Genomic DNA, 24,792 nt, shown 5'->3' with positions numbered 1-24,792 from the left:
GATACAACACGTACGCATGGAAGGATCCGTCCACGATGCGGAATGGCATCCGCCGGGAAGAAACGGCCTTCTCCGTACAACCATTCCTTCGGTGTACGCGTCAGACACGTGCGGCCCCTTCCGTGTGGCCGCTCCTCAACCAGGCCGGTCAGCACGGCCGTTCACGGTAAATCGGGGTATCTGACTTGAATATCGGCATCCAGGGCATCCGTCTCCGCAGAGCCGCCTGCGTCGTCGTGACCACCGGCGCCGTGCTCGCCTCCGGAGCGCTCTACGCGGCGCCGGCGCAGGCCGCCGCTCCCGTTCCGTCCGTCGTCGCCAAGGGCGGCTTCGTGATCAACAACGCGAACGGCAAGACGCTGTACACGAAGCTCGGGGACACCCGCCGCGCGACCGGTTCCACCACCAAGATCATGACCGCGAAGGTCGTGCTCTCCCAGAAGAACCTGAACCTGAACTCCACGGTCACCATCCAGAAGGCGTACAGCGACTACATCGTGTCGAAGAACGCCTCGTCCGCGCGGCTGATCGTCGGCGACAAGGTCACCGTCCGCCAGCTGCTGTACGGGCTGATGCTGCCGTCCGGCTGCGACGCCGCGTACGCGCTGGCCGACAAGTTCGGCACCGGCAAGACCCGCGCGGCCCGCGTGAAGTCGTTCATCGGCAAGATGAACGCCGACGCGAAGAAGCTGGGCCTGAAGAACACCCACTTCGACTCGTTCGACGGCATCGGCAACGGCAAGAACTACTCCACGCCGCGCGACCTGACGAAGATCGCGAGCAGCGCGATGAAGAACGCCACCTTCCGCTCGATCGTGAAGACGAAGAGGTACACGGCGAAGACGAAGACCCGGACGGGCGGCACCCGCACCATGGCGCCGTGGGTCAACACCAACACCCTGCTGAACAGCTACAGCGGCACCCTCGGCGTGAAGACCGGCTCGGGCCCGACGGCCAAGTACTGCCTGGTCTTCGCCGCCACCCGCAAGGGCAAGACGGTCGTCGGCACCGTCCTCGCCTCCTCCTCCGCCGCCCAGCGCGAGAAGGACGCGAAGGCCCTCATGAACTACGCCTTCAGCAAGCTCTGATCCACCTGGTCCGCCCGCGTCCCCGGGTGCCCGGGTTCCCTGGGTCCCCGGGTCCCCGGACATGAGGAGGGGCGCCGCGCACGTCAGTCGTGTGCGGCGCCCCTCCTGCCGTGACCGCCGGCCGTCAGGCCCAGGTGATCAGCCGCTTCGGCTGCTCCAGGACCGCCGCCACGTCGGCGAGGACCTTGGAGCCCAGCTCGCCGTCGACCAGGCGGTGGTCGAAGGAGAGGGCCAGGGTGGTGACCTGGCGGGGCTTGACCTTGCCCTTGTGGACCCACGGCTGGGGCTTGATCGCGCCGACCGCGAGGATCGCGGACTCACCCGGGTTGAGGAGGGGCGTGCCCGTGTCGACGCCGAAGACGCCGACGTTGGTGATCGTGACCGTGCCGCCCTGCATGGCGGACGGGGAGGTCTTGCCCTCCCGGGCCGTGGACACCAGTTCACCCAGGGACGCGGCCAGTTCGGGCAGCGTCTTGGCGTGGGCGTCCTTGATGTTCGGCACGATCAGGCCGCGCGGGGTGGCCGCCGCGATGCCCAGGTTCACGTAGTGCTTGACCACGATCTCCTGCGCCGCCTCGTCCCAGGAGGCGTTGATGTCGGGGTTGCGCCGGATCGCGACCAGCAGGGCCTTCGCGATCAGCAGCAAGGGGTTCACCCGCAGGCCCGTGAACTCCTTGTCCTGCTTCAGCTCCTCGACCAGCTTCATCGTGCGGGTCACGTCGACCGTCACGAACTCCGTGACGTGCGGCGCGGTGAACGCCGAGCCGACCATCGCCGCCGCCGTCGCCTTGCGGACGCCCTTGACGGGGATCCGCGTCTCGCGGGCGGAGTCGTACGACGCCGGGGCCGCAGACTGGGCGGGCGCGGCAGCCGGGGCGGACGGCTGGGCGGACGGGGCGGCGGGGGCGGCCGGCTGCTGCCGCGCCTGGGCCGCGGCGACGGCCGCGTGGACGTCCTCGCGGGTGATGACGCCGCCGGGGCCGGTCGGGGTGACCGTCGCCAGGTCGACGCCCAGGTCCTTGGCCAGCTTGCGCACCGGCGGCTTCGCCAGCGGTCGCTGCGCGTGGGCCGCCGAGGCCGCGGGGGCCGCTGGGGCCACCGGAGCGGCCGGGGTCACCGGAGCCGCCGGGGTCGCCGAGGCGGCGCCGTGGCCGTTCAGCTCCGCCTGGACCGCGGGCGCGGCCTGCTGGGCCGCGGTGTCCTGCGCCTGCTTGCGCGGGCGGCGGCGGGTGGAGGACGTGGCGACGCCGTAACCGACCAGCACCGGCTGGCGGGCCGCGGGCTCCGCGGGCTTCTCCGGCTCGGCGGCGGCTGTGGGGGCGGGGGCCGCGGGGGCCTCTTCCCCTGCCGGGGCCGCGCCCGCCACCTCCACCGCGATGATGGACGTGCCCACGTCGACCGTGGTGCCCTCGGGGAAGTGCAGGGCGCGGACCACGCCGTCGTAGGGGATGGGCAGCTCGACGGCGGCCTTCGCCGTCTCCACCTCGCACACCACCTGGCCGTCGGTGACGGTGTCACCCGGCTGGACGTACCACTTGAGGATCTCGGCCTCGGTGAGGCCCTCGCCCACGTCCGGCATCTTGAACTCGCGTACGGACGCGTTCGTCATCGTCGTCACGACCCTCTCCTCAGTACGCCAGCGAGCGGTCGACGGCATCGAGCACCCGGTCCAGGTCCGGGAGGTAGGACTCCTCCAGACGGGCCGGCGGGTACGGGGCGTGGTAGCCGCCGACCCTCAGCACCGGGGCCTCCAGGTGGTAGAAGCAACGCTCCGTGATCCGGGCGGCGATCTCCGCGCCGGAGCCGAAGAACACCGGCGCCTCGTGGACGACGACCAGGCGGCGGGTCTTCTCCACCGACGCCTGGATCGCGTCGAAGTCGATCGGGGAGACCGAGCGCAGGTCGAGCACCTCCAGGCTGCGGCCCTCCTCGGCCGCCGCGTCGGCGACCTCCTGGCAGAGCTTCACCATCGGGCCGTACGCGGCGAGGGTCAGGTCCGTGCCCTCGCGCACCGCGCGCGCGGTGTGCAGCGGGCCGGGGATCGCCTCGGTGTCGACCTCGCCCTTGTCCCAGTAGCGCCGCTTCGGCTCGAAGAAGATCACCGGGTCGTCGCTCTGGATGGCCTGCTGCATCATCCAGTACGCGTCCGACGCGTTCGACGGCGACACGATCTTCAGGCCTGCCACGTGCGCGAACAGGGCCTCGGGGGACTCGGAGTGGTGCTCCACCGCCCCGATGCCGCCGCCGTAGGGGATGCGCACGACGACGGGCATCTTGACCTTGCCCAGCGCACGGGCGTGCATCTTCGCGAGCTGCGTGACGATCTGGTCGTACGCCGGGAAGACGAAGCCGTCGAACTGGATCTCCACCACCGGGCGGTAACCGCGCAGGGCCAGGCCGATCGCGGTGCCGACGATGCCCGACTCGGCGAGCGGGGTGTCGATGACGCGGCTCTCGCCGAAGTCCTTCTGCAGGCCGTCCGTCACCCGGAACACGCCGCCGAGCTTGCCGACGTCCTCGCCCATGACGACGACCTTCGGGTCCGTCTCCAGGGCGCGCCGCAGCGACTCGTTGATCGCCTTGGCCAGAGCCATCTTCTCAGCCATGTCACTTACCCCCGTCTTCGTCCGCGAACGAGGCCTGGTAGGCGGCGAACTGCGCCCGCTCCTCGTCGACCAGCGCGTGGCCGTCCGCGTACACGTTCTCGAAGATGGCGAAGTGGTCCGGGTCCGGCATGGCACGGACCGCTTCGCGCACTCGTTTGCCCAACGCCTCGGACTCGGTCTCCAGTTCCGCGAAGAATCCCTCGTCCGCGTGGTTCGAAGCCTCGAGGTAACGGCGAAGGCGCAGGATCGGGTCCTTCGCCTCCCAGGCGAGCCGCTCGTCGTCCGTGCGGTAGCGGGTCGGGTCGTCGGAGGTGGTGTGCGCGCCCATGCGGTACGTGAACGCCTCGACGAGCGTCGGTCCCTCACCGGCGCGGGCCCGCTCCAGGGCCCACTTGGTGACGGCGAGGTTCGCCAGCACGTCGTTGCCGTCCACGCGCACGCCCGGGAAGCCGAAGCCCTGCGCACGCTGGTACAGCGGCACGCGGGACTGCTTCTCGGTCGGCTCGGAGATCGCCCACTGGTTGTTCTGGCAGAAGAACACCACGGGCGCGTTGTAGACCGCGGAGAAGGTGAAGGCCTCGGCCACGTCGCCCTGGCTCGAGGCGCCGTCGCCGAAGTACGCGATGACCGCGCTGTCGGCGCCGTCCTTGGTGACGCCCATCGCGTAGCCCGTGGCGTGCAGCGTCTGGGAGCCGATGACGATCGTGTACAGGTGGAAGTTGTTGCCGTTCGGGTCCCAGCCGCCGTTGTTGACGCCGCGGAACATGCCGAGCAGGTTGGTCGGGTCCACCCCGCGGCACCAGGCGACGCCGTGCTCGCGGTAGGTGGGGAAGACGTAGTCGTCGTCGCGCAGCGCCCGGCCGGAGCCGATCTGCGCCGCCTCCTGCCCGAGCAGCGAGGCCCACAGGCCCAGCTCGCCCTGGCGCTGGAGCGCGGTGGCCTCGGCGTCGAAGCGACGGGTGAGCACCATGTCGCGGTACAGACCGCGCAGATCCTCGGCCGTGACGTCGGCGACGTACTGGTCGAACTCGGCGTTCTTGACGCGCTTGCCCTCGGGCGTCAGCAGCTGGACGAGGGCGGGCTCGGCGCTCTTCCTGGCGCCGGCGGCCTTCTTGGTGGTGCTGGTGGTGCGCTTGGTGCCGGTGGTGCCGGCCTTGTTTCCGGCGCTGCGTCGCGGTGTGCGCGCGGCAGTGCTCTCCACGGTCACGTGTGCTCCTCCGTCGGTCCGGCCCCCGGGGTTGCCGGTGGGCCAGTGCGGCTCACCTGTTCCGACCACCGGGCACGGGGTGGGTGCCACTCGGCCGGGAACAGGCGTGACAGGTGCCCCGGCGAGCGCCCTGCACCCAGCACGTTACCCAGTGCTCCACATTTCTGTGAAACCCCCTCTGACCTGCGATTTTGCTTGGATATCCAAGTAAATCGGGGTAGGCCCGGAAGGCGCGCTGGTCACAGCCTTGCAGGAGGCCGGAGCAACGGCACGTTATCCCGGCCGGGCCGGGCACGGGAAGAGCGGACGCCCCCTACGGCACGGGGTGCCGTAGGGGGCGTCACGGGGTGCCCTGAGCGAGGGCGGACCCTCCGGTCGAGGGGCGGGGAGGCCGGTCAGCCGCCCGAGCCGCCCGGCACTCCGGCGTTGGCCCCGCCCGGGTCGCCGGCGCCGCCCGGGCCGCCGGCTCCACCGTTCTCGGTGCCGCCGTTCTCGGTGCCGCCGTTCTCCGTGCCGCCGTCCTCGGTGCCGCCGTTCTCCGTGCCGCCGTCCTCGGTGCCGCCCGACTGGGTCGGCGGCGCGGACGACGGCGGGGCGCTCGGCGCCTCGGTCTCGGTCTCGGTGTCCGTCGGATACGAGGGCGGCGTGTACGGCTGGTCCCAGTTCCCGCCCGATCCCGTGCCCGGGTCGGTACCGGTCTCCGTACCGGGATCGGTCGTCTCCTCGGTCTCCTCGTCGGTCGGCGACTCGCTGGCCGTCTCCTCCTGGGTGCTCCGGGAGACCGACGGCGAGGGGTCGGTCTTGCCGCCCCCGTCCCCGCCGCCGCCGTTGTTCAGCGCGAGGGCGACGCCCGCCGCGACGGCGATCACCGCGAGCACGGCGAGGATCCACAGCTTGCCGCGGCCGCTGCCCCGGTTGCCGTGGCCCTCGAAGCCGCCGTCGTCACCGCCGCCGTACCCGGTGGGCAGGATCGGCTGCGGGATGGCGGCCGTGCCGGAGTGCTCCGGGTGCGGCATGACCGCCGTGCCGGCGAACCCGGCCGCGGGCGTGCGCGGGCCCTCGTGCATGTCCACCGGCCCGGTGTTCCAGGTGCCGGTGTGGCCGCCCTGCTCGTAGAGCATCTGCAGCGCGTACTGGACCAGTCCGCGCATCTCCTCGGCCGTCTGGAAACGGTCGTCCGGGTCCTTGGCGAGGGAGCGCATCACCAGCCCGTCCAGCTCGGGCGGGCAGGCGTCCGAGGCCTCCGAGGGAGGCGTGGGGATGTCCTGGACGTGCTGGTAGACCACCGACAGCGGCGTCTCGCCGGTGAACGGCGGACGCAGCGCCAGCAGTTCGTACATCAGGCAGCCGGTGGCGTACAGGTCGGAGCGGTGGTCGACGGCCTTGCCGAGCGCCTGCTCCGGGGAGAGGTACTGCGGGGTGCCCATGACCATGCCGGTCTGCGTCATCGTCGTGGACGCGCCGTGCATGGCGCGGGCGATGCCGAAGTCCATCACCTTCACGGCGCCGTTGTGGGTGATGATGACGTTGGCCGGCTTGATGTCGCGGTGCACGATGTTGTGCTGGTGCGAGTAGGCCAGGGCCTCCAGGACGCCCGAGACGATGATCAGCGCCTGCTCCGGGCCCGGGGCCTCCGCGTTCATCAGCAGGTCGCGGATGGTGCGGCCCTCGACCAGCTCCATCACGATGTACGGCACGGACTGGCCGCCCATCATGTCCTCGCCGGAGTCGTACACGGCGACGATCGCGTGATGGTTGAGGCCGGCCACCGACTGGGCCTCGCGCGTGAAGCGCGCCTTGGACACCGGGTCCTCGGCCAGGTCGGAGCGCAGCAGCTTGACGGCGACGGTACGCCCGAGGCGTACGTCCTCGGCGGCGAACACCTCGGCCATGCCGCCCCGGCCGAGCCGGTGCGTGAGCCGGTACCGGCCGTCGCCGACCAGCCCGCCGTTGCCCCAGTTGTCCGGCGCGTCCGACATGCCGCCGCCAGTCGCCTCGGGGTCGGACGGGCCCTGAGCGCGCTGCTGCTGTGCCATCAGTCCTCGCCGTCGTTTCTGCCCGCGGTGCGCGCGGTGTTGTCACGGTCTCCGTCGGCCACGCTACAGCCTCTGCCGGGGCCTTCGGTCCGGGACGGGCTGCCGGATCCGGCACGCGACGGACCGGTCATCAAACCCGCACTCCGTACCGTCGTGCAAATTCCGTGTACCGGAGGGACGGCCGCTGTAACGCTTCCGCGACGCTTCTTTCGCGTACGGTCACGGAACGGGCACCACGCTTGACGTGTCGGTGCCCTGGGGCAGACTTGGCCGGGAATAGCACTGTCGATCCACGACAGCGACGACGACAAGCTACGACGGGACGGGTCACCGACGGCGGTGCCGGACGCCGGAGAGGCTACGGGGGACGCGGAACATGAGCCAGGACGGCGCACAGGGCCGGCACACGGGGCGGGCGCTCGCGGGCGGACGCTACCAACTGCTGGACCTGCTCGGCCAGGGTGGCATGGCCTCGGTGCACCTCGCCCACGACACGGTGCTGGACCGCCAGGTCGCGATCAAGACGTTGCACACGGAACTCGGGCGGGAGCAGGCGTTCCGTGAGCGCTTCCGCCGCGAGGCCCAGTCCGTGGCGAAGCTCACGCACACCAACATCGTCTCGGTGTTCGACACCGGCGAGGACGACGTGGACGGCATGACGACGCCGTACATCGTCATGGAGTACGTGGAGGGCCGCCCGCTCGGCTCCGTGCTCGACGAGGACGTGCGGCAGCACGGCGCGATGCCCGCCGACAAGGCGCTGAGGATCACCGCCGACGTGCTGGCGGCGCTGGAGATCAGCCACGAGATGGGGCTGGTCCACCGCGACATCAAGCCCGGCAACGTGATGATGACCAAGCGCGGCGTGGTCAAGGTGATGGACTTCGGCATCGCCCGCGCCATGCAGTCCGGCGTGACGTCGATGACGCAGACCGGCATGGTCGTCGGCACCCCGCAGTACCTCTCCCCGGAGCAGGCGCTCGGCCGGGGCGTCGACGCGCGCTCCGACCTGTACTCGGTCGGCATCATGCTGTTCCAGCTGGTCACCGGCCGACTGCCGTTCGACGCCGACTCCCCGCTCGCCATCGCCTACGCGCACGTGCAGGAGGAACCCCCGGTCGCCTCCTCCGTCAACCGCTCGCTGCCTCCGGCCGTGGACGCGCTGATCGCCCGCGCGCTGCGGAAGAACCCGAACGAGCGCTTCCCCAGCGCGGAGGCCATGCGCGGGGAGTGCCTGCGGGTGGCGCAGTCCTTCCAGGCGGCCCCGCCCAGCATCGTGCCCGGCGGCCGGACGCCCAGCGGCGCCGGTGTCGGCTCCGCGGTCTTCCCGCCGGTCGACCGGTCCGGCCAGGCGCCCGCGGGCAGCGTCCAGACGCCGTACCAGCCCACGCCCCCGCCGCCGAACCCCTACAACTCCCCGGCCCCCGCCCCGGCCACGCCCGCCCCGTCGTACGGCTACCCGCAGCAGGGCGGCTACCCGCCGCCGTACGCCCAGCAGGGTCCGTCGACGCCCGCGCCGTACACGATCTCGCCGCAGGGCCCCGGCAACGGCGGTGCGGGACGCGGCCGGAACACTCCGGTGATCGTCGCCTCGGTCCTCGTCGCGGTGCTGGCGGTCGGCGGCCTGGTCACGGCGCTGGCGCTCAACAACGGGGACGACAAGGACCCGCGGGCGGGCGGCGGCGCGTCCGCCTCGACGGCCAAGCCCGAGGGCTACCGCGGTCCGGACACGTCCAAGACGATCGACCCGGAGAAGTGCGAGGACCCGCAGGAGGCGTACAACGACCCCGACAAGGTCCAGCTTCCCGACTTCAAGTTCAAGCACATCGCCTCGGTGAAGGCGTGCTTCCAGGCCGCGGGCTGGGGCGGCAACCTCAAGATCGTCGAGGTGGACGAGAACACCTACGGCGAGGGGTCGGTCCGCGAGCAGTTCCCGCCGGCCGGCACCGACGTCGACCCGGAGGACATGCCGCAGATCACGCTCAAGGTCTCGACGGGCAACCCGCCGACGTCCTGACCCGGCGGCTCCGCGCCCGCGGAGCGCCCGCACGCGTACGGAAGGGGCCCGGCATCCGTGCCGGGCCCCTTCGGTGCGGTCGGGCGGGGGCGGCCCCCCGGTCCATGAGGCGGTCTACAGGTACGGGCCGCCCGAGCGGCCGCCCGGGTGGGAGTCCTCGGATCCCTCTGCGGCGCCCGGCGGCAGCGCGCGGCGCATCTGCTCCAGCTGGGCGCGCGCCGCCATCTGCTGGGCGAAGAGCGTCGTCTGGATCCCGTGGAAGAGCCCCTCCAGCCAGCCCACCAGCTGGGCCTGCGCGATGCGCAGCTCCGCGTCACTGGGGGTGGCCTCGTCCGTGAAGGGCAGGGAAAGCCGCTCCAGCTCCTCGACCAGCTCCGGCGCCAGCCCGTCCTCGAGCTCCTTCACCGAACTGGCGTGGATCTCCTTGAGGCGGTTGCGGCTGGCCTCGTCGAGAGGAGCGGCGCGCACCTCCTCCAGCAGCTGCTTGATCATGCTGCCGATCCGCATGACCTTCGCCGGCTGCTCCACCTGCTCCGTCACCGGGGTCTCACGGGAGTCCTCGTCCCCCTTGCCGCCGCTGAGCGCCATACCGTCCTGGCCCACGACCAGGATCTGCGGATTCTCCGGCGACCGTTCGTTCCTCGGCATCTCCATTCGGCCATTGTCGCGCACGCCCCCTTCCCGGCGCGGTGCCGCCCCCGGAAGCGGCCGCCGCGCGGGGTCCTCCGGACGGCCCTGTCCGACATGCCGGTCCCGTCCGCCGCTGCGAGGCTGGGGGCGTCCATCCGGCCCATCTTGCCGACGGTGCGGCCGAGCACCGGCCGGCGCGGGAGGTCACGGCCGTGACTCCATCGCTGCGCACACTGGGGGCGACGCTCGCTCTGACGGCGGGCGCCGTGCTGACGCCGTACGGCCCGCTCGCGGGACCCCCGACCGCCGCCGGTACGGCGTTCGGGGCGGAGCGCACGACCGCCGGTACGGCGTTCGGGACGGAGCGCACGACCGCCGGTACGGCGTTCGGGACGGAGCGCACGACCACCGGTACGGCGTTCGGGACGGAGCGCACGACCACCGGTACGGCGTTCGGGACGGAGCGCACGACCACCGGTACGGCGTTCGGGACGGAGCGCACGACCACCGGTACGGCGTTCGGGACGGAGCGCACGACCACCGGTACGGCGTTCGGGACGGAGCGCACGTCGACGGGCGCCGATGGCGCCGGGAGCGCACGGGCACGCGCGGTGTCCCGCTCCCCCTCCGCCTCCCCGTCGCCCTCGGTCTCGGTCTCGTCCACCGCGTCCCGGACCGGAGGCGGGCCGGGGGAGGGGCGCGACCGGCCCGGGCGGCAGGAGACGGCGGGGGAGGAGTCCCGGGACACCGCGCCGCCCCGGCGGGGTGCCGAGAAGAAGGGCACGGACCCCCGCGAGGCGGCCGGACGGCCGGACGGCGACGGGGCACGGCGGCCCGACGCCCGGCTCGACGCGCCCGCCCCGGCGGAGCCGGGGGACGGCTCGCCGGAGCCGGGGGACGGCTCGGCGGAGGAGTCCCCTGCCGGTGACGCGGGCGGGGCCGCCCCGTCCGCGCCCGCCTCCTCGGCGGCGGCTCCGGCGCCCGCCGCCTCGTCGCCGGCCGCTGAGCCGGACGCGGTCGCGGGCGCCGCCGCCGAACCGGTGCTGCGGATCCTGCCGCTGGGCAGCGGCCTGGTCCTCATCGGCCTCGGCTGCGCCCTCGCCCACCTGGGGCTGCGGCTGCGTCAGGACCGCGGAACGCACTGACCCCCGGCCCCGCCGGACTCAGTTGGGCGTGATCAGCAGGACCTTGCCGATGTGGGAGCTGTCCTCCACCACCCGGTGCGCCTCGGCGGCATCCGGCATGGGGATCTCCCGGTCGATCACCGGACGGACGTGACCGCCGGACACCAGCGGCCACACGTGCTCCCGTACGGCCGCCACGATCGCGGCCTTCTCCTCCGGCGGGCGGGCGCGCAGAGTGGTGGCGGTGATCGCGGCGCGCTTGGCGAGCAGGGCGCCGATGTTCAGCTCGCCCTTCACCCCGCCCTGCATGCCGATGATCACGAGCCGGCCGTTCACGGCGAGGGCCTGGACGTTGCGGTCCAGGTACTTGGCGCCCATGTTGTCCAGGATGACGTCCGCGCCCCTGCCGTCGGTGGCCTCCCGCAGCTCGGCCACGAAGTCCTGCTCGCGGTAGTTGATCAGGATGTCCGCGCCCAGCTCGGCACAGCGCTCCAGCTTCTCCTTCGTGCCCGCGGTGACGGCGACCTTCGCCCCGACGGCCTTGGCGAGCTGGATCGCCATGGTGCCGATGCCGCTCGATCCGCCGTGCACGAGGAACGTCTCGCCGGGGCGCAGGTGGGCGACCATGAAGACGTTCGACCAGACCGTGCAGACCACCTCGGGCAGCGCGGCGGCCCGGTCGACGGTGAGCCCCTCGGGGACGGGCAGCAGCTGCCCCGCGGGAACGGCCGCCTTCTCGGCGTAACCGCCGCCGGAGAGCAGCGCGCAGACCTCGTCGCCGACGGCCCAGCCGCTCACCCCGGGACCGACCTGGGCGATCCGGCCGGAGCACTCCAGGCCGGGGTGGGGGGAGGTGCCGGGCGGCGGGTCGTAGAAGCCCTGGCGCTGCAGGATGTCGGCGCGGTTGACGGCCGTGGCCACCACGTCGACGAGGACCTCGCCCTCGCCGGCCACCGGATCGGGGACCTCGTCCCAGACCAGCGCCTCGGGACCACCGGGTTCGGGAATCGTGATCGCATGCATGAGGGGGACGGTACTCCGGGGGGCGGCGCCCGCGGCTCACCCCGGGGAGTCGCGTCCGTCCCCTGGGGAGTCGCGCCCGTCCCCTGGGGAGTCGCGCCCGCCCCCCGGCGGAGTCCGGCGCGGACGCCGGAAAAACCGCGTGCGGGACCGATGAGTTTGCGCGACGGTGAAGGTCTGTCCATGCGTAGCCCCGTACGCGGAAGGACCCGAAGCATGAGCACGCAGACGTCCGGCCTGGCGATCGAGACCACGGGCCTGGTCAAAACCTTCGGCGAGACACGGGCCGTCGACGGCGTGGACCTCGCGGTGCCCACCGGGACGGTCTACGGCGTCCTCGGGCCGAACGGCGCCGGCAAGACCACCACCGTGAAGATGCTCGCCACCCTGCTGCGCCCGGACGGCGGCGAGGCCCGTGTCTTCGGTCACGACGTCGTGCACGACGCCGACGCGGTCCGCTCCCGGGTGAGTCTCACCGGCCAGTACGCGTCGGTGGACGAGGACCTCACCGGCACCGAGAACCTCGTCCTGCTCGGCCGGCTGCTCGGGCACCGCAAGCCCGCGGCACGCGAGCGCGCCGCCCAGTTGCTGGAGGCGTTCGGTCTCACCGAGGCGGCGGGCAAGCAGATCAAGCACTACTCGGGCGGCATGCGGCGCCGCATCGACATCGCCGCGTCCATCCTCAACACCCCTGACCTGCTGTTCCTCGACGAGCCCACCACCGGCCTCGACCCGCGCAGCCGCAACCAGGTGTGGGACATCGTGCGCGCGGTCGTCGCCCAGGGCACCACGGTGCTGCTGACCACGCAGTACCTGGACGAGGCCGACCAGCTCGCGTCCCGCATCGCGGTGATCGACACGGGCCGGGTGATCGCCGAGGGCACCAAGGGCGAGCTCAAGGCGTCCGTGGGCGCCGGTTCCGTCCACGTGCGGCTGCGCGACCCCGACCGGCGCGGCGACGCCGAGCGGCTGCTGCGCGAGATGCTGCTCGCCGAGGTGCAGCTGGAACCCGACCCGGTGGCGCTCACCGCCCGGCTCAACGCCGCGACCAGCGGCAGCGCCGCCGACCAGGCCGCCCGGGCCCTCACCGAGTTGTCCCTGGCCGGGATCACCGTCGACAACTTCTCCCTCGGCCAGCCGAGCCTCGACGAGGTCTTCCTCGCGCTGACCGGCCATGGGACCGGCGCCGAGGACGGCACCGGCCCCGAAACCGGCACCCACACCGACACGAAGGACGAGGTGGCGGCATGAGCACGGCCACGAGCACGGAGACCAAGGAACTCGCGCCGGTCAGCACCGAGTCCCTGGCGGCCCTGCTGGTCGCCAAGGAGCGGCCGTCGCGGCCCAGCTCCCTGTCCACGTCCCTGACGTTCGGCTGGCGCGCCATGCTGAAGATCAAGCACGTGCCCGAGCAGCTCTTCGACGTCACCGCGTTCCCGATCATGAACCTGCTGATGTTCACGTACCTCTTCGGCGGTGCGCTGGCGGGGTCGCCGACGGACTACATCCAGTTCGTCCTGCCGGGCATCCTCGTGATGTCGGTCGTCATGATCACCATGTACACCGGCGTCTCGGTGAACATCGACATCGAGAAGGGCGTCTTCGACCGCTTCCGCTCGCTGCCGATCTGGCGGCCCTCGGCGATGGTCGGCTATCTGCTCGGCGACGCCCTGCGCTACACCATCGCGTCCGTGATCATGCTGTGCATGGGCCTGCTGCTCGGCTACCGTGCCGACGGCGGCGTCCTCGGGGTGGTGGCCGGGATCGCGCTCCTGCTGCTGTTCTCGTTCGCCTTCTCGTGGATCTGGACGATGTTCGGGCTGCTGCTGCGCACCGAGAAGTCGGTGATGAGCGTCAGCATGATGGTGATCTTCCCGCTCACCTTCCTGTCCAACGTCTTCGTCGACCCTCGCACCATGCCCGGCTGGCTCCAGGCCTTCGTCAACAACAGCCCGGTGACCCATCTGGCCTCGGCGGTCCGCGGACTGATGGCCGGCGAGTGGCCGGCCGCCGACATCATGTGGACGCTGGGCTGGTCGGCCGTGTTCATCGTCGTCTTCGGGCCGGTCACGATGCGGCTCTACAACCGCAAGTAGAGCTGTACGGACAGCAGGGCGGTCCAGGACAGCAGGGGGTCCAGGACAGCAGGGGGTCCAGGACGCGGTACGGCCCCGAGGAGTCGAGCGAGTCGATCCCTCGGGGCCGTCGCCTTGTGCGGCTGCGGAGACGGTTCTCAGCGGGCGGGAACGGCTCTCAGCAGGCAGGAGAACGGCTCTCGTCTGCGGGAACGGCTCTCAGCTGCAGGAACGGCTCTCAGCTGCGGAGAGGACGGATGTCCGGGGTCACCTGGGTGACCGGTGTGACCCGCACGATCGTGATCAGCCGGTCCGTCAGCTCCAGCGTTCCGACCTGCCGGTCGTCGTAGCCGAGCACCCGGTGCCCGCGTACGACGCTCACCACCAGGTCGTCCAGCTCCCGCGGGGTCTTCCCCACCTCGGCCTTTATGACCGGACGTTCCACCACGTCCAGCCCGGTGCCCTGCTGGATCAGGTCCTCCATGACCATGCCCGCGGCCGGGCTCAGCACGGAAAGGCCCAGCAGCCGCCCGGCCGCGCTGGCGCTGGTGATGACCGCGTCGGCGCCCGACTGCTTGAGCAGCGGCGCGTTCTCCTCCTCGCGGACCGCGGCGACGATCTTCGCGTTCCGGTTGAGCTGGCGCGCCGTCAGCGTCACCAGGACCGCGGTGTCGTCGCGCTGGGTCGCGATGATGACCTGACGGGCCCGCTGGAGCTCGGCCCGCTTCAACACCTCGCTGCGCGTCGCGTCCCCTATGACGCCCGCGTAACCGTCCGCCGTGGCCGCGTCGATCGCCTTGGCACTGGGATCGACCACCACGACCTGCTCCTTGCGGAGCCCCGTCGCACAGACCGTCTTGATCGCGGACCTTCCCTTGGTCCCGAATCCGACGACTACGGTGTGATCGCGCAACGTGGACCTCCAGCGGGTCAGACGCCATTCCTCCCGGGTGCGTTCGGTGAGGGCCTCGAGGGTGGTACCGACCAGGATGATCAGGAACATCACCCGCAGCGGCGTGATGACGAAGATGTTGGTGAGCCGGGCCGCGTCCGACACCGGCGTGATGTCGCCGTACCCCGTGGTGGAGAGGGTGACGGTCGCGTAGTAGAACGCGTCGAGGAGATCGACGGGTCCGTCGGAGTTGTCGTGGTAGCCGTCGCGGTCGGCGTACACGATCAGCGCCGTCACCACGAGCACCAGCAGGGCCATCGACAGCCGCTTGGCGACCTGGCGGATCGGGTGTTCCACCAGTTTGCGCGGCAGCTTGACCCGATAGGTCACCAGATGTTCGTCGGCCTGACGGGCGATGACGTCCTGGCCCGGAAGTTTCACGTGAAACACACCCCGATTCCCCCGGACGCCCAGGGCAGGTCCAGCAGTTCCGCCTCCTGTCCGGGCTTGGCGCCCCCCGGCGGTACGACGGCCAGCGCGTCCGCCGCGGCGATCCCGCGCAGCATGGCCGGACCGTTGTAGAGCAACGGCAGCGCCCGGTCACCGCGGAGAGCGACGGGAACCAGCCGCGTGTCGTGCGGGTGCCCCTGCACCGCGTCCCTGAGGGGCAGCGTGTACCCCTCCGGGGCGGGACGGGCCGCGAGGGTCCGCAGCAGCGGCTCGGCGAGGGTGACCAGACCGGACACGGCCGCGAGCGGGTTGCCCGGCAGACCGACGAGGTACTGCTTCTCCGTGATCCGGGCCAGCAGCATCGGGTGACCGGGACGCACCGCGACCCCGTCCACCAGCAGCTCGGCGCCGAGCCGGCGCAGAGCGGGGTGCACATGGTCGACCGGGCCCGCGGCGGTGCCGCCCGTGGTGATCACGACATCGGCGTCGCAGGCCGTCAGCGCCCGGCGCAGGGCGTCCTCGTCGTCCCCGACCCGCCGTACGTCGACGACATCGGCGCCGAGCGCGCGCAGCCACGGCGGCAGCAGCGGGCCCAGCGCGTCCCGGATCAGCCCGTCGTGCGGCAGGCCCTCCCCGAGCAGTTCGTCGCCGAGCACGCACACGGCGACACGGGGGCGGGGGACGACGGTGAGCGTGTCGTACCCGGCGGCCGCGGCCATGCCGAGCACCGGCGGGGTCACCAGCGTGCCCGCGGGCAGCAACTGGTCGCCTTTGCGGCACTCCTGGCCGCGCGGGCGGATGTCCTGGCCGTGCGAGACGGTGTGCGGCGCCCGGGTGGCGGCGGTGGCGTACAGCCGGCCCTTGTCGTCGGTGCGGCCGTGCTCGCTGCGGAGCACGGCGGTGGTGTCCGGCGGAACACGGGCGCCGGTGGCGATCCGGACGGCCTCCCCGTCGGTCAGCGGCGCGTGCGCGGTGTGCCCGGCGAGGACGCCCTCCTCCCGTACGTCCCAGGGGCCGGGACCGGAGACCGCCCAGCCGTCCATCGCGGAGGTGTCGAACGACGGCAGGTCGGTCAGCGCGATCAACGGGGCGGCCAGGGTGAGGCCGAGTGCGGAGGACAGCGGGACCGAGACGGGGGCGAGGTACCCGGTGCGGTGGCCGCCGCCCCGGCGGGGGGCGCGTCCGGCGAGCGCCCGGGCCTCCGCCCAGTCGGTGCCGCCACGGTGCGCGGGAGCACCGGGGACGGGGACGCCGGAGGCGGAGGAGGCGGGGGCGCCGTGGGTGTGGGCGCCGGACGGGCGGGCACCGGGGGCGTGGGAGCCGTTCACGAGGGCGAGCGCCTCCTCGACGTCGAAGTCGTCGGCGTCCGCACCGGCCCGGGGTGTGCGCGCGGTCATCCGGCGTCCGTGCGGGTATCGGGGTCCGCGCCGCCCGAGGGGGAAGCGGGGGCGGTGGCGTCCTGGGTGTCCTCTTCGGCCCAGCGGTTGGCCAGTGCGACGGCCTTGCGGGCGGCCTCGGCCACGGCGTCGGCGTCACCGCCCGCCCGCGCGGCCGCGAAGCCGACGAGGAAGGTGGTCAACGGGGCGGCCGGCCGCGCCACCCCGTGGGCGGCGTCACGGGCGAGGTCGAGCAGCACGCCGGTGTCGACGTCCAGGTCGATGCCCAGCTCGTCCTTGACTGCGGAGATCCATTCGTCCAACACGTGTCCATGCTCCCTGATGCGTGCCCTGGCAGTGGCGATGTCGTCCCAGGTGTCGCAGTCGAAGGACGCCACCGGGTCGGAGATGCGGAGAAGGTCGAGAGCGCCGGTGAGCCGGCGCACGGGCAGCCCGGCCGCACCGCCGTGCCGGGCGGTGAGCACGGCCAGCTCACGGCGCAGGGAACCGGTGCGGTACGCGGCCACCAGCGGCTGGTCCCGGCCGTCGGAGTCGGTCAGCAGCACGCCGTCGGCCGCGCCTCGGCGCAGGGCGTCCAGCAGCGCGGCGACGGTGCGGCCGTCGAGGAAGGGCAGATCGGCGGAGAGCAGCACGACGTGCTCGGCGGTGACGTGCCGCAGTCCGGCGTCGAGGGCGGCGAGGGGACCGCCGCCCGGCGGGTCCTCGCGGGCCCAGGTGACGGGGTGCGCGGTGGGGCGGGGGCCGGCCACGACCACCGTGGTACGGGCGTCGGCGCAGGCCGCGAGCACCCGGTCGAGCAGCGGCCGTCCGCCGACCCGCACGGCCGGCTTGTCGGCACCGCCCAGCCGCCGGGCCGCACCGCCGGCGAGCACGACGGCGTCGTACGCGGCGCTGTGCGCGGTGTCGTGCACAGCGGCGTGCACAGCGGCGGGCGGCTGGTGCTCGGTCATCCCCCGAGTATGCGTGCCCCCGCGATCACAGGGAACGCGGGGGCGCTCAGGGGCGCGTGGGAAGAGGTGGGCGACCCGCCGGGGGACGGTGAGGCCGGGCGGCGGGCCGGTGAGGCCGGGCGGCGGGCCGGTGAGGCCGGACGGTGGACCGTCAGGGCGGACGACGGCCCGGTGAGGCCGGACGACGGACCCGTCAAGCCGGACGCGACGGACCCGTCAAGCCGGACGACGGCCCGATGAGGCCGGCCGGAGGTCCCCTCAGGTCAGCCGACGGGCCCGTCAGGCCGGACCGTCTCGGTCACAGCGTCCGCAGCAGCACCGCCGGCTGTTCCACGCAGTCGGCCACGTACCGCAGGAATCCGCCCGCCGTGCCGCCGTCGCACACCCGGTGGTCGAAGGTGAGCGAGAGCTGCACGACCTGCCGGACCGCCAGCTCGCCCTCGTGCACCCACGGCTTGGGAACGATGCGGCCGACGCCGAGCATGGCGGCCTCGGGATGGTTGATGATCGGCGTGGACCCGTCGACGCCGAACACCCCGTAGTTGTTCAGGGTGAACGTGCCACCGGTGAGCTGCGCGGGCGTCAGCGTGCCCGCGCGTGCCGCCTCGGTCAGCCGGGCGAACTCCGCCGTCAGCGACTCCGCGTCCCGTGTGTGCGCGTCGCGGACCACGGGGACGACCAGTCCCCGCTCGGTCTGCGCCGCGAACCCGAGGTGCACGTCCGCGTACCGGACGATCTCCCTGGCCCCGGTGTCCACCGAGGCGTTGAGCTCCGGGTAGCGGACGAGGGCGGCCGTGCAGATCCGGGCCAGCAGCGCCAGCACGGAGATCCTCGGTCCGCCCGCCGCGTTCATCGCGGCCCTGGTCCGCATCAGCTCCGTCGCGTCGGCGTCCACCCAGCAGGTCGCGTCCGGTATCTCGGTGCGGCTGCGGGAGAGCTTGTCGGCGACGGCGCCGCGGATGCCCTTGAGGGGAACGCGGGTGACCGACGGGGTGCTCCCGGAGGAGGCGGCCGGCGCCGGGCTGGCCGCCGGGACCGGTGCGGCGGCGATGGCCGCCGTGTCCGAGCGCTCCTCGGCCGCGGCGGCCCGCAGGGCACGCTCCACATCCGCGCGCAGGATCAGCCCGTCAGGGCCGGAACCGGTCAGCTCCCGCAGGTCCAGGCCGTTCTGCCGGGCCAGCCTGCGGACCAGCGGGGAGATCACGGGGACCGGGCCGTCCGCCGGCGCCGTGCCGCCGCCGGACCGCGGGCCGGGCGTGCCCTGCGGGGTGTCCGTCGGCCGCGTCGCCCGCGCGGGCTCCGGCGTCCTGGGCTGCCCGTTCACCGCGGAGGCGGTGGTGCGGAGCCGGCGGCGCCGGGCCGGGGCGTGCGAGGTGCCGTAGCCGACCAGCACGTTGCCGGAGCCCTCGGCGGCCGGCTTCCGGCCGCTCACGCCGTCGGAGCCCGCGCCGTCCGCGGTGCCCGCGCCGTCCGGGTCCCCGGCCGGGCGGCCGTCCGCCGTCTCCCCGACCGCCACCGTCAGCAGCGGGGCGCCCACCGGCAGTTCGGTGCCCTCCGCGCCGAAGCGGGCGGTGACCACACCGCCGTAGGGGCAGGGCACCTCCACCATCGCCTTGGCCGTCTCGACCTCGACGACCGGCTGGTCCACGACGACCACGTCACCGACCTCGACCAGCCAGCGCACGATCTCCGCCTCGGTGAGCCCCTCGCCGAGGTCGGGCAGCTTGAACTCCAGCACCTGTGCCATCAGCTCTCGGCCTCCCACTGCAGACGCCCCACGGCGTCCAGGATCCGGTCCACACCGGGCAGGTGGTGACGCTCCAGCATCGGCGGCGGGTACGGCAGGTCGAACCCGGCCACGCGCAGCACCGGCGCCTCCAGGTGGTGGAAGCAGCGCTCCGTGACCCGGGCCGCGATCTCCCCGCCGGGGCCGCCGAAGCCGCCCGACTCGTGGACGACGACCGCGCGTCCCGTCCGCCGCACCGAGGCGCACACCGTCTCGTCGTCGAACGGCACCAGCGAGCGCAGGTCGACGACCTCCAGGTCCCAGCCCTCGGCCTGGGCCGCCTCGGCCGCCTCCATGCAGACGGGGAGGGACGGCCCGTAGGTGACGAGGGTGGCGCTCCGGCCGGAGCGACGCACCACCGCACGGCCGATCGGCTCGACGGCCGTCGGCTCCTCCGGGTTCCAGGCGTCCTTGGACCAGTAGAGCCGCTTGGGTTCCAGGAAGACCACCGGGTCGTCGGAGGCGATGGACGCCCGCAGCAGGCCGTACGCGTCGGCGACGGTCGCGGGCGTGACGACATGGAGCCCCGGAGTCGCCATGTAGTACGCCTCGGACGCGTCGCTGTGGTGCTCGACGCCGCCGATGCCGCCGCCGTAGGGGATGCGGATCGTGAGGGGGAGCGGCATCGTGCCGCGGGTGCGGTTGCGCATCTTCGCCACGTGCGAGACGAGCTGCTCGAACGCGGGGTAGGCGAAGGCGTCGAACTGCATCTCCACGACCGGCCGCAGCCCGTACATGGCCATGCCGACGGCCGTGCCGAGGATGCCCGCCTCGGCCAGCGGCGTATCCGTGCAGCGGTCCTCGCCGAACTCCTTGGCCAGGCCGTCGGTGATGCGGAAGACGCCGCCGAGTGTGCCGACGTCCTCGCCCATGACGTGCACGGACGGGTCGTCGGTCATGGCGTCGCGCAGCGCGCGCGTGAGGGCCTGCGCCATGGTGGCGGGCTTCACGGCGACGGTGGTCATGGCCGCGCTCCTTCCGCTTCGGCCTCGGCCGCCAGCTCGGCCCTCAGCTGCTCACGCTGCTCCAGCAGCTGGGGGGTGGGCTCGGCGTAGACGTGCGTGAACAGGTCCATGGGGTCGAGCTCCGCGTCCTGGTTCATGCGGGCGCGCAAGGACGCCGCCATGGTCTCGGCGTCCTGCCGGGCGGCCTCGACGCCGGCCTCGTCCAGCAGGCCGCGGCCGGTCAGCTCCCGCTCCAGCAGGGCGATCGGGTCGTGCCGTCTCCACGTCTCGACCTCGGCGTCGCCGCGGTAGCGGGTCGCGTCGTCGGCGTTGGTGTGGGCGTCCACGCGGTAGGTGACCGCCTCGACCAGGGTCGGCCCGCCGCCCGCGCGGGCACGGCGCACCGCGTCGGCGAGGACCTCGTGCACGGCGGCCGCGTCGTTGCCGTCGACCAGGCGGCCGGGCATGCCGTAGCCGACGGCCTTGTGGGCCAGCGAGGGGGCAGCGGTCTGCTTGGCGAGCGGGACGGAGATCGCGAAGCCGTTGTTCTGGACGAGGAAGACGACCGGGGCCTGCCAGACGGCCGCGAAGTTCAGCGCCTCGTGGAAGTCGCCCTCGCTGGTGCCGCCGTCGCCGACCATGGCGAGCGCCACCACGTCGTCGCCCTTGAGGCGGGCGGCGTGGGCGAGGCCGACGGCGTGGGGCAGCTGGGTGGCGAGCGGGGTGCTCAGCGGGGCCACCCGGTGCTCGTAGGGGTCCCAGCCGCTGTGCCAGTCGCCGCGCAGCAGGGTGAGGGTCTCGACCGGGTCCACACCGCGCGCGACGACCGCGAGGGTGTCGCGGTAGCTCGGGAACAGCCAGTCGCGCTCCTCGAGCACCAGGGCGGCGGCGACCTCGCACGCCTCCTGGCCGGTGCTGGAGGGGTAGACCGCGAGACGGCCCTGCTTCGTGAGGGCGGTGGCCTGCGCGTTGTAGCGGCGGCCCTTCACCAGCTCCGCGTACAGCCGGCGCAGCAGCCCGGGGTCGGCCTTCGCCGCCGCCTCGGTGCCGAGCACGCGGTACGGCTCCGCGTCGGGCAGCAGGGGGGCGGGGTCGGTACGGGGCTGCCAGGCGGGCGGCGGAGTCGGCCGGTAGGCCCCCCGCTGCTCCATCACCGTCATGACGGCACCTCCTCGTGGGACGACTGACGGAGGCGCGGCGTCTGTGACGCGCCTCACCAACCGATTGTTCGGTCGTCGGCACATTTTGGCTACGGGTGGCACCAGGCTGTGGACAAACGGTTCTCCACACCATGGGATAGAGGCAGGACGTCCACGGCTGAGAGGTGGGGGCGGGTGGCATCTGAACAAATGGCCGAGGGCCAGGAGGGGACGGGGCCACTGCCGCCGGCACGGCCTCTCGACGCGATCGACCAGGACATCCTGCGGATGCTGCAGGCGGACGGCCGCGCGTCGGTACGGTCGGTCGCCGAGCGGGTGCACGTCTCCCGGGCGAACGCCTACGCGCGGATCAACCGGCTCGTGGAGGACGGCGTCATCCGGGGTTTCGGCGCCCGCGTCGACCACGAACGCGCCGGCCACGGCACATCGGCCTACATCACGCTGAAGATCGTGCAGAACACCTGGCGCACGGTGCGCGAGCAGCTCAGGCAGCTCCCCGGCGCCTCCCACATCGCCCTGGTGGGCGGGGACTTCGACGTGCTGCTGCTGGTGCACACGCCGGACAACCGGGCACTGCGCGAGCTGGTGCTGACCCGGATCCAGGCCATTCCCGAGGTGCTCAGCACCCGCACGCTGCTGGTGTTCGAGGAGGAGGACCTGGAGCCGCAGTGGTGACCCGGACGACAGCCGTCAGCCGTCCACTCCCCAGCGCCGGAGCAGCTCCCCGCCGACCGGCACGGCGGTCCAGCGCTTCGCGGCGGCGTCCAGCCGCGGTCCGGTCCTGGCCGGCGCGTCCGCGTCGAGCGGCGCCGGCCCGGCACCGCGGCCCTCGGTGGGCAGGCCGCTCCACGCCCGGCAGGCCCGGGCCACGCGCGGCTCGGCGTCCGTCGCCGCAGCACCGTCCCGGCGGAGCACCTTCGTCCCGGACCGGCGGTGACGGCTCGGGGTGACGACCTCGAAGCCCTGGAAGGCGGCGCCGCGTGCCACCGCATGCCGGAAGCCTCGCCGCCGGGCGCGGTCCCCTCACCGCACGGACCAGACCGTACGGCATGCACGGTCCGGCGGGCGGGGCGGGGAGCCGGACGTCCGGCCCTCTGTCACGCCGTACCAGGACCTCGTGCCGGCCGTCCGGCAGCTTCCGGAAGGACGTCTCCATCGGCAGCGGGCGCAGGGGACCGGCCGTCCGCTCCCCACCGGTCGTCCACCGGCGCGGTCCTCACCCGCGGCCGTCGCCCGCCTTGCGCAGCCCTCCGAAGGCGAGCTGCGCCACCGCGTCGGCCACCTCGCGCTCGTTCATGCCGCGCCCGTCCGGCCGGTACCACTCCACGATGGAGTTGATCATGCCGAAGACCAGGCGGGTCACCAGCCGCACCTCTATGTCCTCCCGCACGTCCCCGTCGGCCGCCGCGGCCTTCAGCAGCTCGGCCACCCGGTGGTCGAACTCGCGCCGCCGCTCCAGCGCCCAGCGCTCGGTGTCCGTGTTGCCGCGCACCCTCAGCAGCAGCGTCACGTAGGGCAGTTCGGCGATCAGCACCTCGACCATGCGCCGTACGACGTACTCCAGGCGCTCGGCGGCGCGCCCCACGCGGGCGTGCTCCTCCTCGAGGATCCCGAAGAGACCGTCCAGCGCCCGGCTCACCGCGCGGCGCAGCAGTTCCTCCTTGCCGGCCACGTGGTGGTAGATCGACGACTTGGAGATGCCGGCGGCCTTGGAGAGGTGCTCCATGGACGTGCCGTCGTAGCCGCGTTCGTTGAACACCTGGACCGCCACCGACAGCAGCGTCTCCGGGGTGTAGGTGTCCCGCCTGGCGGTGGTCATGGGGTGTCCTCCGGCCGGTCGGCGGCGTACGCGTACCGGTAGAGCGCGAGGGACGGCGCGTACCTGCCGGACGGGTCGACCTCGTGCAGGTCGTCCAGCAGGGATTCGGCCCAGCCGCGGCCGAGGCGGCGGCTCCACTCGAACGGTCCGAGGGGGTAGTTCACACCGAGCCGCATCGCGGTGTCTACGTCCTCCTCGGTGGCGACGCCCTTGGCGACCGCGTCGGCGGCGAGGTCGATGATCCGGGCCACCGTCCGCGCGACGATCATCCCGGGGACGTCCCCGATGACGCTCACCTTCTTGCCGAGCGCCTGGAACAGCCCGGTGGCCTGGGCCACGGTGGCGGCGGAGGTGTGCGCGGCGTGGGACAGGGCGATGCGCGTGGCCCTGCGGTAGTCCAGCGCCAGGTCGAAGTAGACGACGTCGCGGAACTCCGCGGAGGTCTGTCCGTCGGCCAGGACCAGCTGGCCGCCGCTCGGCAGCACCAGGCGGGTGCCGTTGTCCTCCTCGGCCTCGCGCACCTCGATGCCCGCCCCGCGGATCAGGTCGAGCAGCTCCGCCGCGGGCCCGAGGCCGCCCTCGGCGACGACGTACGCGGGCGGCTCGGCCGGCTCGGCGGTGTGCGGCTCGGGGCGCTCGGCGCCCTCCCGGTGGTCGTACCAGCCGCGGCCGGTCTTGCGGCCGAGGCGGCCGGACTCGACCAGCCGGCGCTGCGCCAGGGACGGCTGGAAGCGCACGTCCTGGAAGAAGGCCTGCCACACCGAGTGCGTCACGGACTCGTTGACGTCCTGCCCGATGAGGTCGGTCAGCTCGAAGGCGCCCATCCGGAAGCCGCCCGACTCGCGCAGCACCGCGTCGATGGTGGCCGGGTCGGCGCCCTGCGACTCGTACACCGCGAAGGCCTCGGCGTAGAAGGGGCGCGCGATGCGGTTGACGATGAAGCCGGGGGTGTCGGCGCACGCGACCGGCGTCTTCCCCCAGGCGCGGGCCGTCTCGTACGCGCGCGTGGCGGAGGCGACGTCGGTGGCGAAGCCGGAGACGACCTCGACGAGCGGCAGCAGCGGCGCCGGGTTGAAGAAGTGCAGGCCGACGAAGCGGCCGGGGACGCGCAGCGCGCCGCCGATCGCGGTGACCGACAGGGAGGAGGTGTTGGTGGCGAGGAGGCAGTCGTCGGCGACGGCGTCCTCCAGCGCCCGGAACAGCTCCTGCTTGACGTCGAGGCGCTCCACGACCGCCTCGACGACGAGGGAGCAGCCGGCGAGGCCGGACAGGTCGTCCACGGAGGTCAGGCGGGCGCGGGCCGCGTCCCGCTCGTCCGCGGTGAGGCGCTCCTTCTCCACCAGGCGGTCGAGCCGGGCGCCGATCGCGTCGGCGGCCTTGCGGGCCTGGCCCGGGGCGGCGTCGTACAGCCGCACGGGGTGGCCCGCGACCAGCGCGACCTGGGCGATTCCCTGCCCCATGGTGCCGGTGCCGACCACGGCCACGGGACTGCTGAGGTCGAGTGCTGTCATGTGCGCGATCCTCCCGCACGGTGTTTTCCACAGATGCGGCGGACCCCCTTGTCCCGACCGATCGTTCGGTTACTCTAACT

21 protein-coding genes are annotated in these 24,792 nt (G+C 73.0%); 6 read left to right on the top strand and 15 right to left on the bottom strand.

The window, feature by feature from the left end:
- The first annotated feature begins 185 nt into the window (after positions 1 to 185).
- A complete protein-coding gene (locus tag ACWH4W_RS06405) occupies positions 186 to 1,088 on the top strand; it encodes a D-alanyl-D-alanine carboxypeptidase family protein (protein ID WP_473074832.1) in 903 nt (300 codons plus the stop codon).
- A 124-nt stretch (positions 1,089 to 1,212) separates the two neighbouring features.
- Here ACWH4W_RS06405 and ACWH4W_RS06400 read toward each other — a convergent pair whose 3' ends face one another.
- The 4 genes from ACWH4W_RS06400 to ACWH4W_RS06385 all read right to left on the bottom strand — a co-directional run bounded on the left by ACWH4W_RS06400 (position 1,213) and on the right by ACWH4W_RS06385 (position 6,937).
- Positions 1,213 to 2,697, bottom strand: a complete 1,485-nt coding sequence (locus ACWH4W_RS06400) for a dihydrolipoamide acetyltransferase family protein (protein ID WP_473077429.1) — start codon at positions 2,695 to 2,697, stop codon at positions 1,213 to 1,215.
- A gap of 19 nt (positions 2,698 to 2,716) precedes the next feature.
- Complete coding sequence (locus ACWH4W_RS06395; protein ID WP_473074831.1) at positions 2,717 to 3,694, bottom strand: alpha-ketoacid dehydrogenase subunit beta; 978 nt, start codon at positions 3,692 to 3,694, stop codon at positions 2,717 to 2,719.
- 1 nt (position 3,695) lies between these two features.
- Complete coding sequence (gene pdhA / locus ACWH4W_RS06390) at positions 3,696 to 4,901, bottom strand: pyruvate dehydrogenase (acetyl-transferring) E1 component subunit alpha (RefSeq protein WP_473074830.1); 1,206 nt, start codon at positions 4,899 to 4,901, stop codon at positions 3,696 to 3,698.
- A 395-nt stretch (positions 4,902 to 5,296) separates the two neighbouring features.
- The gene (locus ACWH4W_RS06385; RefSeq protein WP_473074829.1) at positions 5,297 to 6,937 is read right to left on the bottom strand and encodes a protein kinase domain-containing protein; all 1,641 of its coding nucleotides are present in this window, start codon (positions 6,935 to 6,937) and stop codon (positions 5,297 to 5,299) included.
- A gap of 376 nt (positions 6,938 to 7,313) precedes the next feature.
- Between ACWH4W_RS06385 and ACWH4W_RS06380 the strand changes: the two genes are divergently transcribed.
- Entirely contained in the window at positions 7,314 to 8,954 is a 1,641-nt protein-coding gene (locus ACWH4W_RS06380; RefSeq protein WP_473074828.1) for a protein kinase domain-containing protein, read from the top strand.
- A gap of 114 nt (positions 8,955 to 9,068) precedes the next feature.
- Here ACWH4W_RS06380 and ACWH4W_RS06375 read toward each other — a convergent pair whose 3' ends face one another.
- Complete coding sequence (locus ACWH4W_RS06375; RefSeq protein ID WP_473074827.1) at positions 9,069 to 9,608, bottom strand: bacterial proteasome activator family protein; 540 nt, start codon at positions 9,606 to 9,608, stop codon at positions 9,069 to 9,071.
- 188 nt (positions 9,609 to 9,796) lie between these two features.
- On the opposite strand from ACWH4W_RS06375, the gene ACWH4W_RS06370 reads away from it, so the two are divergent.
- The gene (locus tag ACWH4W_RS06370; RefSeq protein WP_473074826.1) at positions 9,797 to 10,729 is read left to right on the top strand and encodes a hypothetical protein; all 933 of its coding nucleotides are present in this window, start codon (positions 9,797 to 9,799) and stop codon (positions 10,727 to 10,729) included.
- Between the two features lie 18 nt (positions 10,730 to 10,747).
- Here the strand turns inward: ACWH4W_RS06370 and ACWH4W_RS06365 are convergent, their stop codons facing one another.
- Positions 10,748 to 11,731 carry an NAD(P)H-quinone oxidoreductase gene (locus ACWH4W_RS06365; RefSeq protein WP_473074825.1) on the bottom strand — a complete coding sequence of 328 codons (984 nt, stop codon included), beginning with the start codon at positions 11,729 to 11,731 and terminating at the stop codon, positions 10,748 to 10,750.
- Positions 11,732 to 11,944: 213 nt separating this feature from the next.
- On the opposite strand from ACWH4W_RS06365, the gene ACWH4W_RS06360 reads away from it, so the two are divergent.
- A complete protein-coding gene (locus ACWH4W_RS06360; RefSeq protein WP_473074824.1) occupies positions 11,945 to 12,979 on the top strand; it encodes an ATP-binding cassette domain-containing protein in 1,035 nt (344 codons plus the stop codon).
- The gene (locus tag ACWH4W_RS06355) at positions 12,976 to 13,824 is read left to right on the top strand and encodes an ABC transporter permease (protein WP_473074823.1); all 849 of its coding nucleotides are present in this window, start codon (positions 12,976 to 12,978) and stop codon (positions 13,822 to 13,824) included. Before ACWH4W_RS06360 ends, ACWH4W_RS06355 begins: the two co-directional genes overlap by 4 nt.
- A gap of 217 nt (positions 13,825 to 14,041) precedes the next feature.
- Here ACWH4W_RS06355 and ACWH4W_RS06350 read toward each other — a convergent pair whose 3' ends face one another.
- The 6 genes from ACWH4W_RS06350 to pdhA (ACWH4W_RS06325) form a co-directional block, all read right to left on the bottom strand.
- Positions 14,042 to 15,136 (bottom strand): potassium channel family protein, encoded by a 1,095-nt coding sequence (locus tag ACWH4W_RS06350; RefSeq protein WP_473074822.1) that lies wholly within the window; start codon positions 15,134 to 15,136, stop codon positions 14,042 to 14,044.
- Positions 15,133 to 16,542: a molybdopterin molybdotransferase MoeA gene (locus tag ACWH4W_RS06345; protein WP_473074821.1), complete on the bottom strand. Its 1,410-nt coding sequence runs from the start codon at positions 16,540 to 16,542 to the stop codon at positions 15,133 to 15,135. Before ACWH4W_RS06345 ends, ACWH4W_RS06350 begins: the two co-directional genes overlap by 4 nt.
- Entirely contained in the window at positions 16,539 to 17,492 is a 954-nt protein-coding gene (locus ACWH4W_RS06340) for an NTP transferase domain-containing protein (RefSeq protein ID WP_473074820.1), read from the bottom strand. The genes ACWH4W_RS06345 and ACWH4W_RS06340 overlap by 4 nt, the downstream gene beginning before the upstream one ends.
- A gap of 298 nt (positions 17,493 to 17,790) precedes the next feature.
- Positions 17,791 to 19,239, bottom strand: coding sequence for a dihydrolipoamide acetyltransferase family protein (locus ACWH4W_RS06335; protein WP_473074819.1), 1,449 nt, complete (start codon positions 19,237 to 19,239; stop codon positions 17,791 to 17,793).
- Positions 19,239 to 20,243 (bottom strand): alpha-ketoacid dehydrogenase subunit beta, encoded by a 1,005-nt coding sequence (locus tag ACWH4W_RS06330; protein ID WP_473074818.1) that lies wholly within the window; start codon positions 20,241 to 20,243, stop codon positions 19,239 to 19,241. The genes ACWH4W_RS06335 and ACWH4W_RS06330 overlap by 1 nt, the downstream gene beginning before the upstream one ends.
- Entirely contained in the window at positions 20,240 to 21,382 is a 1,143-nt protein-coding gene (gene pdhA / locus ACWH4W_RS06325; protein ID WP_473074817.1) for a pyruvate dehydrogenase (acetyl-transferring) E1 component subunit alpha, read from the bottom strand. The genes ACWH4W_RS06330 and pdhA (ACWH4W_RS06325) overlap by 4 nt, the downstream gene beginning before the upstream one ends.
- 189 nt (positions 21,383 to 21,571) lie before the next feature.
- Here pdhA (ACWH4W_RS06325) and ACWH4W_RS06320 point away from each other — a divergent pair, with 189 nt between their 5' ends.
- A complete protein-coding gene (locus ACWH4W_RS06320) occupies positions 21,572 to 22,057 on the top strand; it encodes an Lrp/AsnC family transcriptional regulator (RefSeq protein WP_106413353.1) in 486 nt (161 codons plus the stop codon).
- Positions 22,058 to 22,072: 15 nt separating this feature from the next.
- Here the strand turns inward: ACWH4W_RS06320 and ACWH4W_RS06315 are convergent, their stop codons facing one another.
- From ACWH4W_RS06315 to ACWH4W_RS06305, 3 genes are all read right to left on the bottom strand, one after another.
- Positions 22,073 to 22,369, bottom strand: coding sequence for a hypothetical protein (locus ACWH4W_RS06315; protein WP_473074816.1), 297 nt, complete (start codon positions 22,367 to 22,369; stop codon positions 22,073 to 22,075).
- A 229-nt stretch (positions 22,370 to 22,598) separates the two neighbouring features.
- Positions 22,599 to 23,201, bottom strand: a complete 603-nt coding sequence (locus ACWH4W_RS06310; RefSeq protein ID WP_473074815.1) for a TetR/AcrR family transcriptional regulator — start codon at positions 23,199 to 23,201, stop codon at positions 22,599 to 22,601.
- Positions 23,198 to 24,712, bottom strand: a complete 1,515-nt coding sequence (locus ACWH4W_RS06305; protein ID WP_473074814.1) for a 3-hydroxyacyl-CoA dehydrogenase — start codon at positions 24,710 to 24,712, stop codon at positions 23,198 to 23,200. The genes ACWH4W_RS06310 and ACWH4W_RS06305 overlap by 4 nt, the downstream gene beginning before the upstream one ends.
- Positions 24,713 to 24,792 lie beyond the last annotated feature (80 nt).

The organism is Streptomyces sp. DSM 120436, assembly GCF_055778765.1.
Note: the sequence above shows the minus strand (reverse complement) of the source record. Positions and strands in the feature narration are given on the sequence as shown.

Coding starts and splice junctions, on each gene's coding strand:
- ACWH4W_RS06305 (WP_473074814.1), bottom strand. CDS start 24,712: ATGACAGCACTCGACCTCAGCAGTCCCGTGGCCGTGGTCGGCACCGGC.
- pdhA (WP_473074817.1), bottom strand. CDS start 21,382: ATGACGGTGATGGAGCAGCGGGGGGCCTACCGGCCGACTCCGCCGCCC.
- ACWH4W_RS06400 (WP_473077429.1), bottom strand. CDS start 2,697: ATGACGAACGCGTCCGTACGCGAGTTCAAGATGCCGGACGTGGGCGAG.
- ACWH4W_RS06335 (WP_473074819.1), bottom strand. CDS start 19,239: ATGGCACAGGTGCTGGAGTTCAAGCTGCCCGACCTCGGCGAGGGGCTC.
- ACWH4W_RS06340 (WP_473074820.1), bottom strand. CDS start 17,492: ATGACCGAGCACCAGCCGCCCGCCGCTGTGCACGCCGCTGTGCACGAC.
- ACWH4W_RS06360 (WP_473074824.1), top strand. CDS start 11,945: ATGAGCACGCAGACGTCCGGCCTGGCGATCGAGACCACGGGCCTGGTC.
- ACWH4W_RS06385 (WP_473074829.1), bottom strand. CDS start 6,937: ATGGCACAGCAGCAGCGCGCTCAGGGCCCGTCCGACCCCGAGGCGACT.
- ACWH4W_RS06375 (WP_473074827.1), bottom strand. CDS start 9,608: ATGGAGATGCCGAGGAACGAACGGTCGCCGGAGAATCCGCAGATCCTG.
- ACWH4W_RS06380 (WP_473074828.1), top strand. CDS start 7,314: ATGAGCCAGGACGGCGCACAGGGCCGGCACACGGGGCGGGCGCTCGCG.
- ACWH4W_RS06310 (WP_473074815.1), bottom strand. CDS start 23,201: ATGACCACCGCCAGGCGGGACACCTACACCCCGGAGACGCTGCTGTCG.
- ACWH4W_RS06355 (WP_473074823.1), top strand. CDS start 12,976: ATGAGCACGGCCACGAGCACGGAGACCAAGGAACTCGCGCCGGTCAGC.
- ACWH4W_RS06365 (WP_473074825.1), bottom strand. CDS start 11,731: ATGCATGCGATCACGATTCCCGAACCCGGTGGTCCCGAGGCGCTGGTC.
- ACWH4W_RS06330 (WP_473074818.1), bottom strand. CDS start 20,243: ATGACCACCGTCGCCGTGAAGCCCGCCACCATGGCGCAGGCCCTCACG.
- ACWH4W_RS06345 (WP_473074821.1), bottom strand. CDS start 16,542: ATGACCGCGCGCACACCCCGGGCCGGTGCGGACGCCGACGACTTCGAC.
- ACWH4W_RS06395 (WP_473074831.1), bottom strand. CDS start 3,694: ATGGCTGAGAAGATGGCTCTGGCCAAGGCGATCAACGAGTCGCTGCGG.
- ACWH4W_RS06320 (WP_106413353.1), top strand. CDS start 21,572: ATGGCCGAGGGCCAGGAGGGGACGGGGCCACTGCCGCCGGCACGGCCT.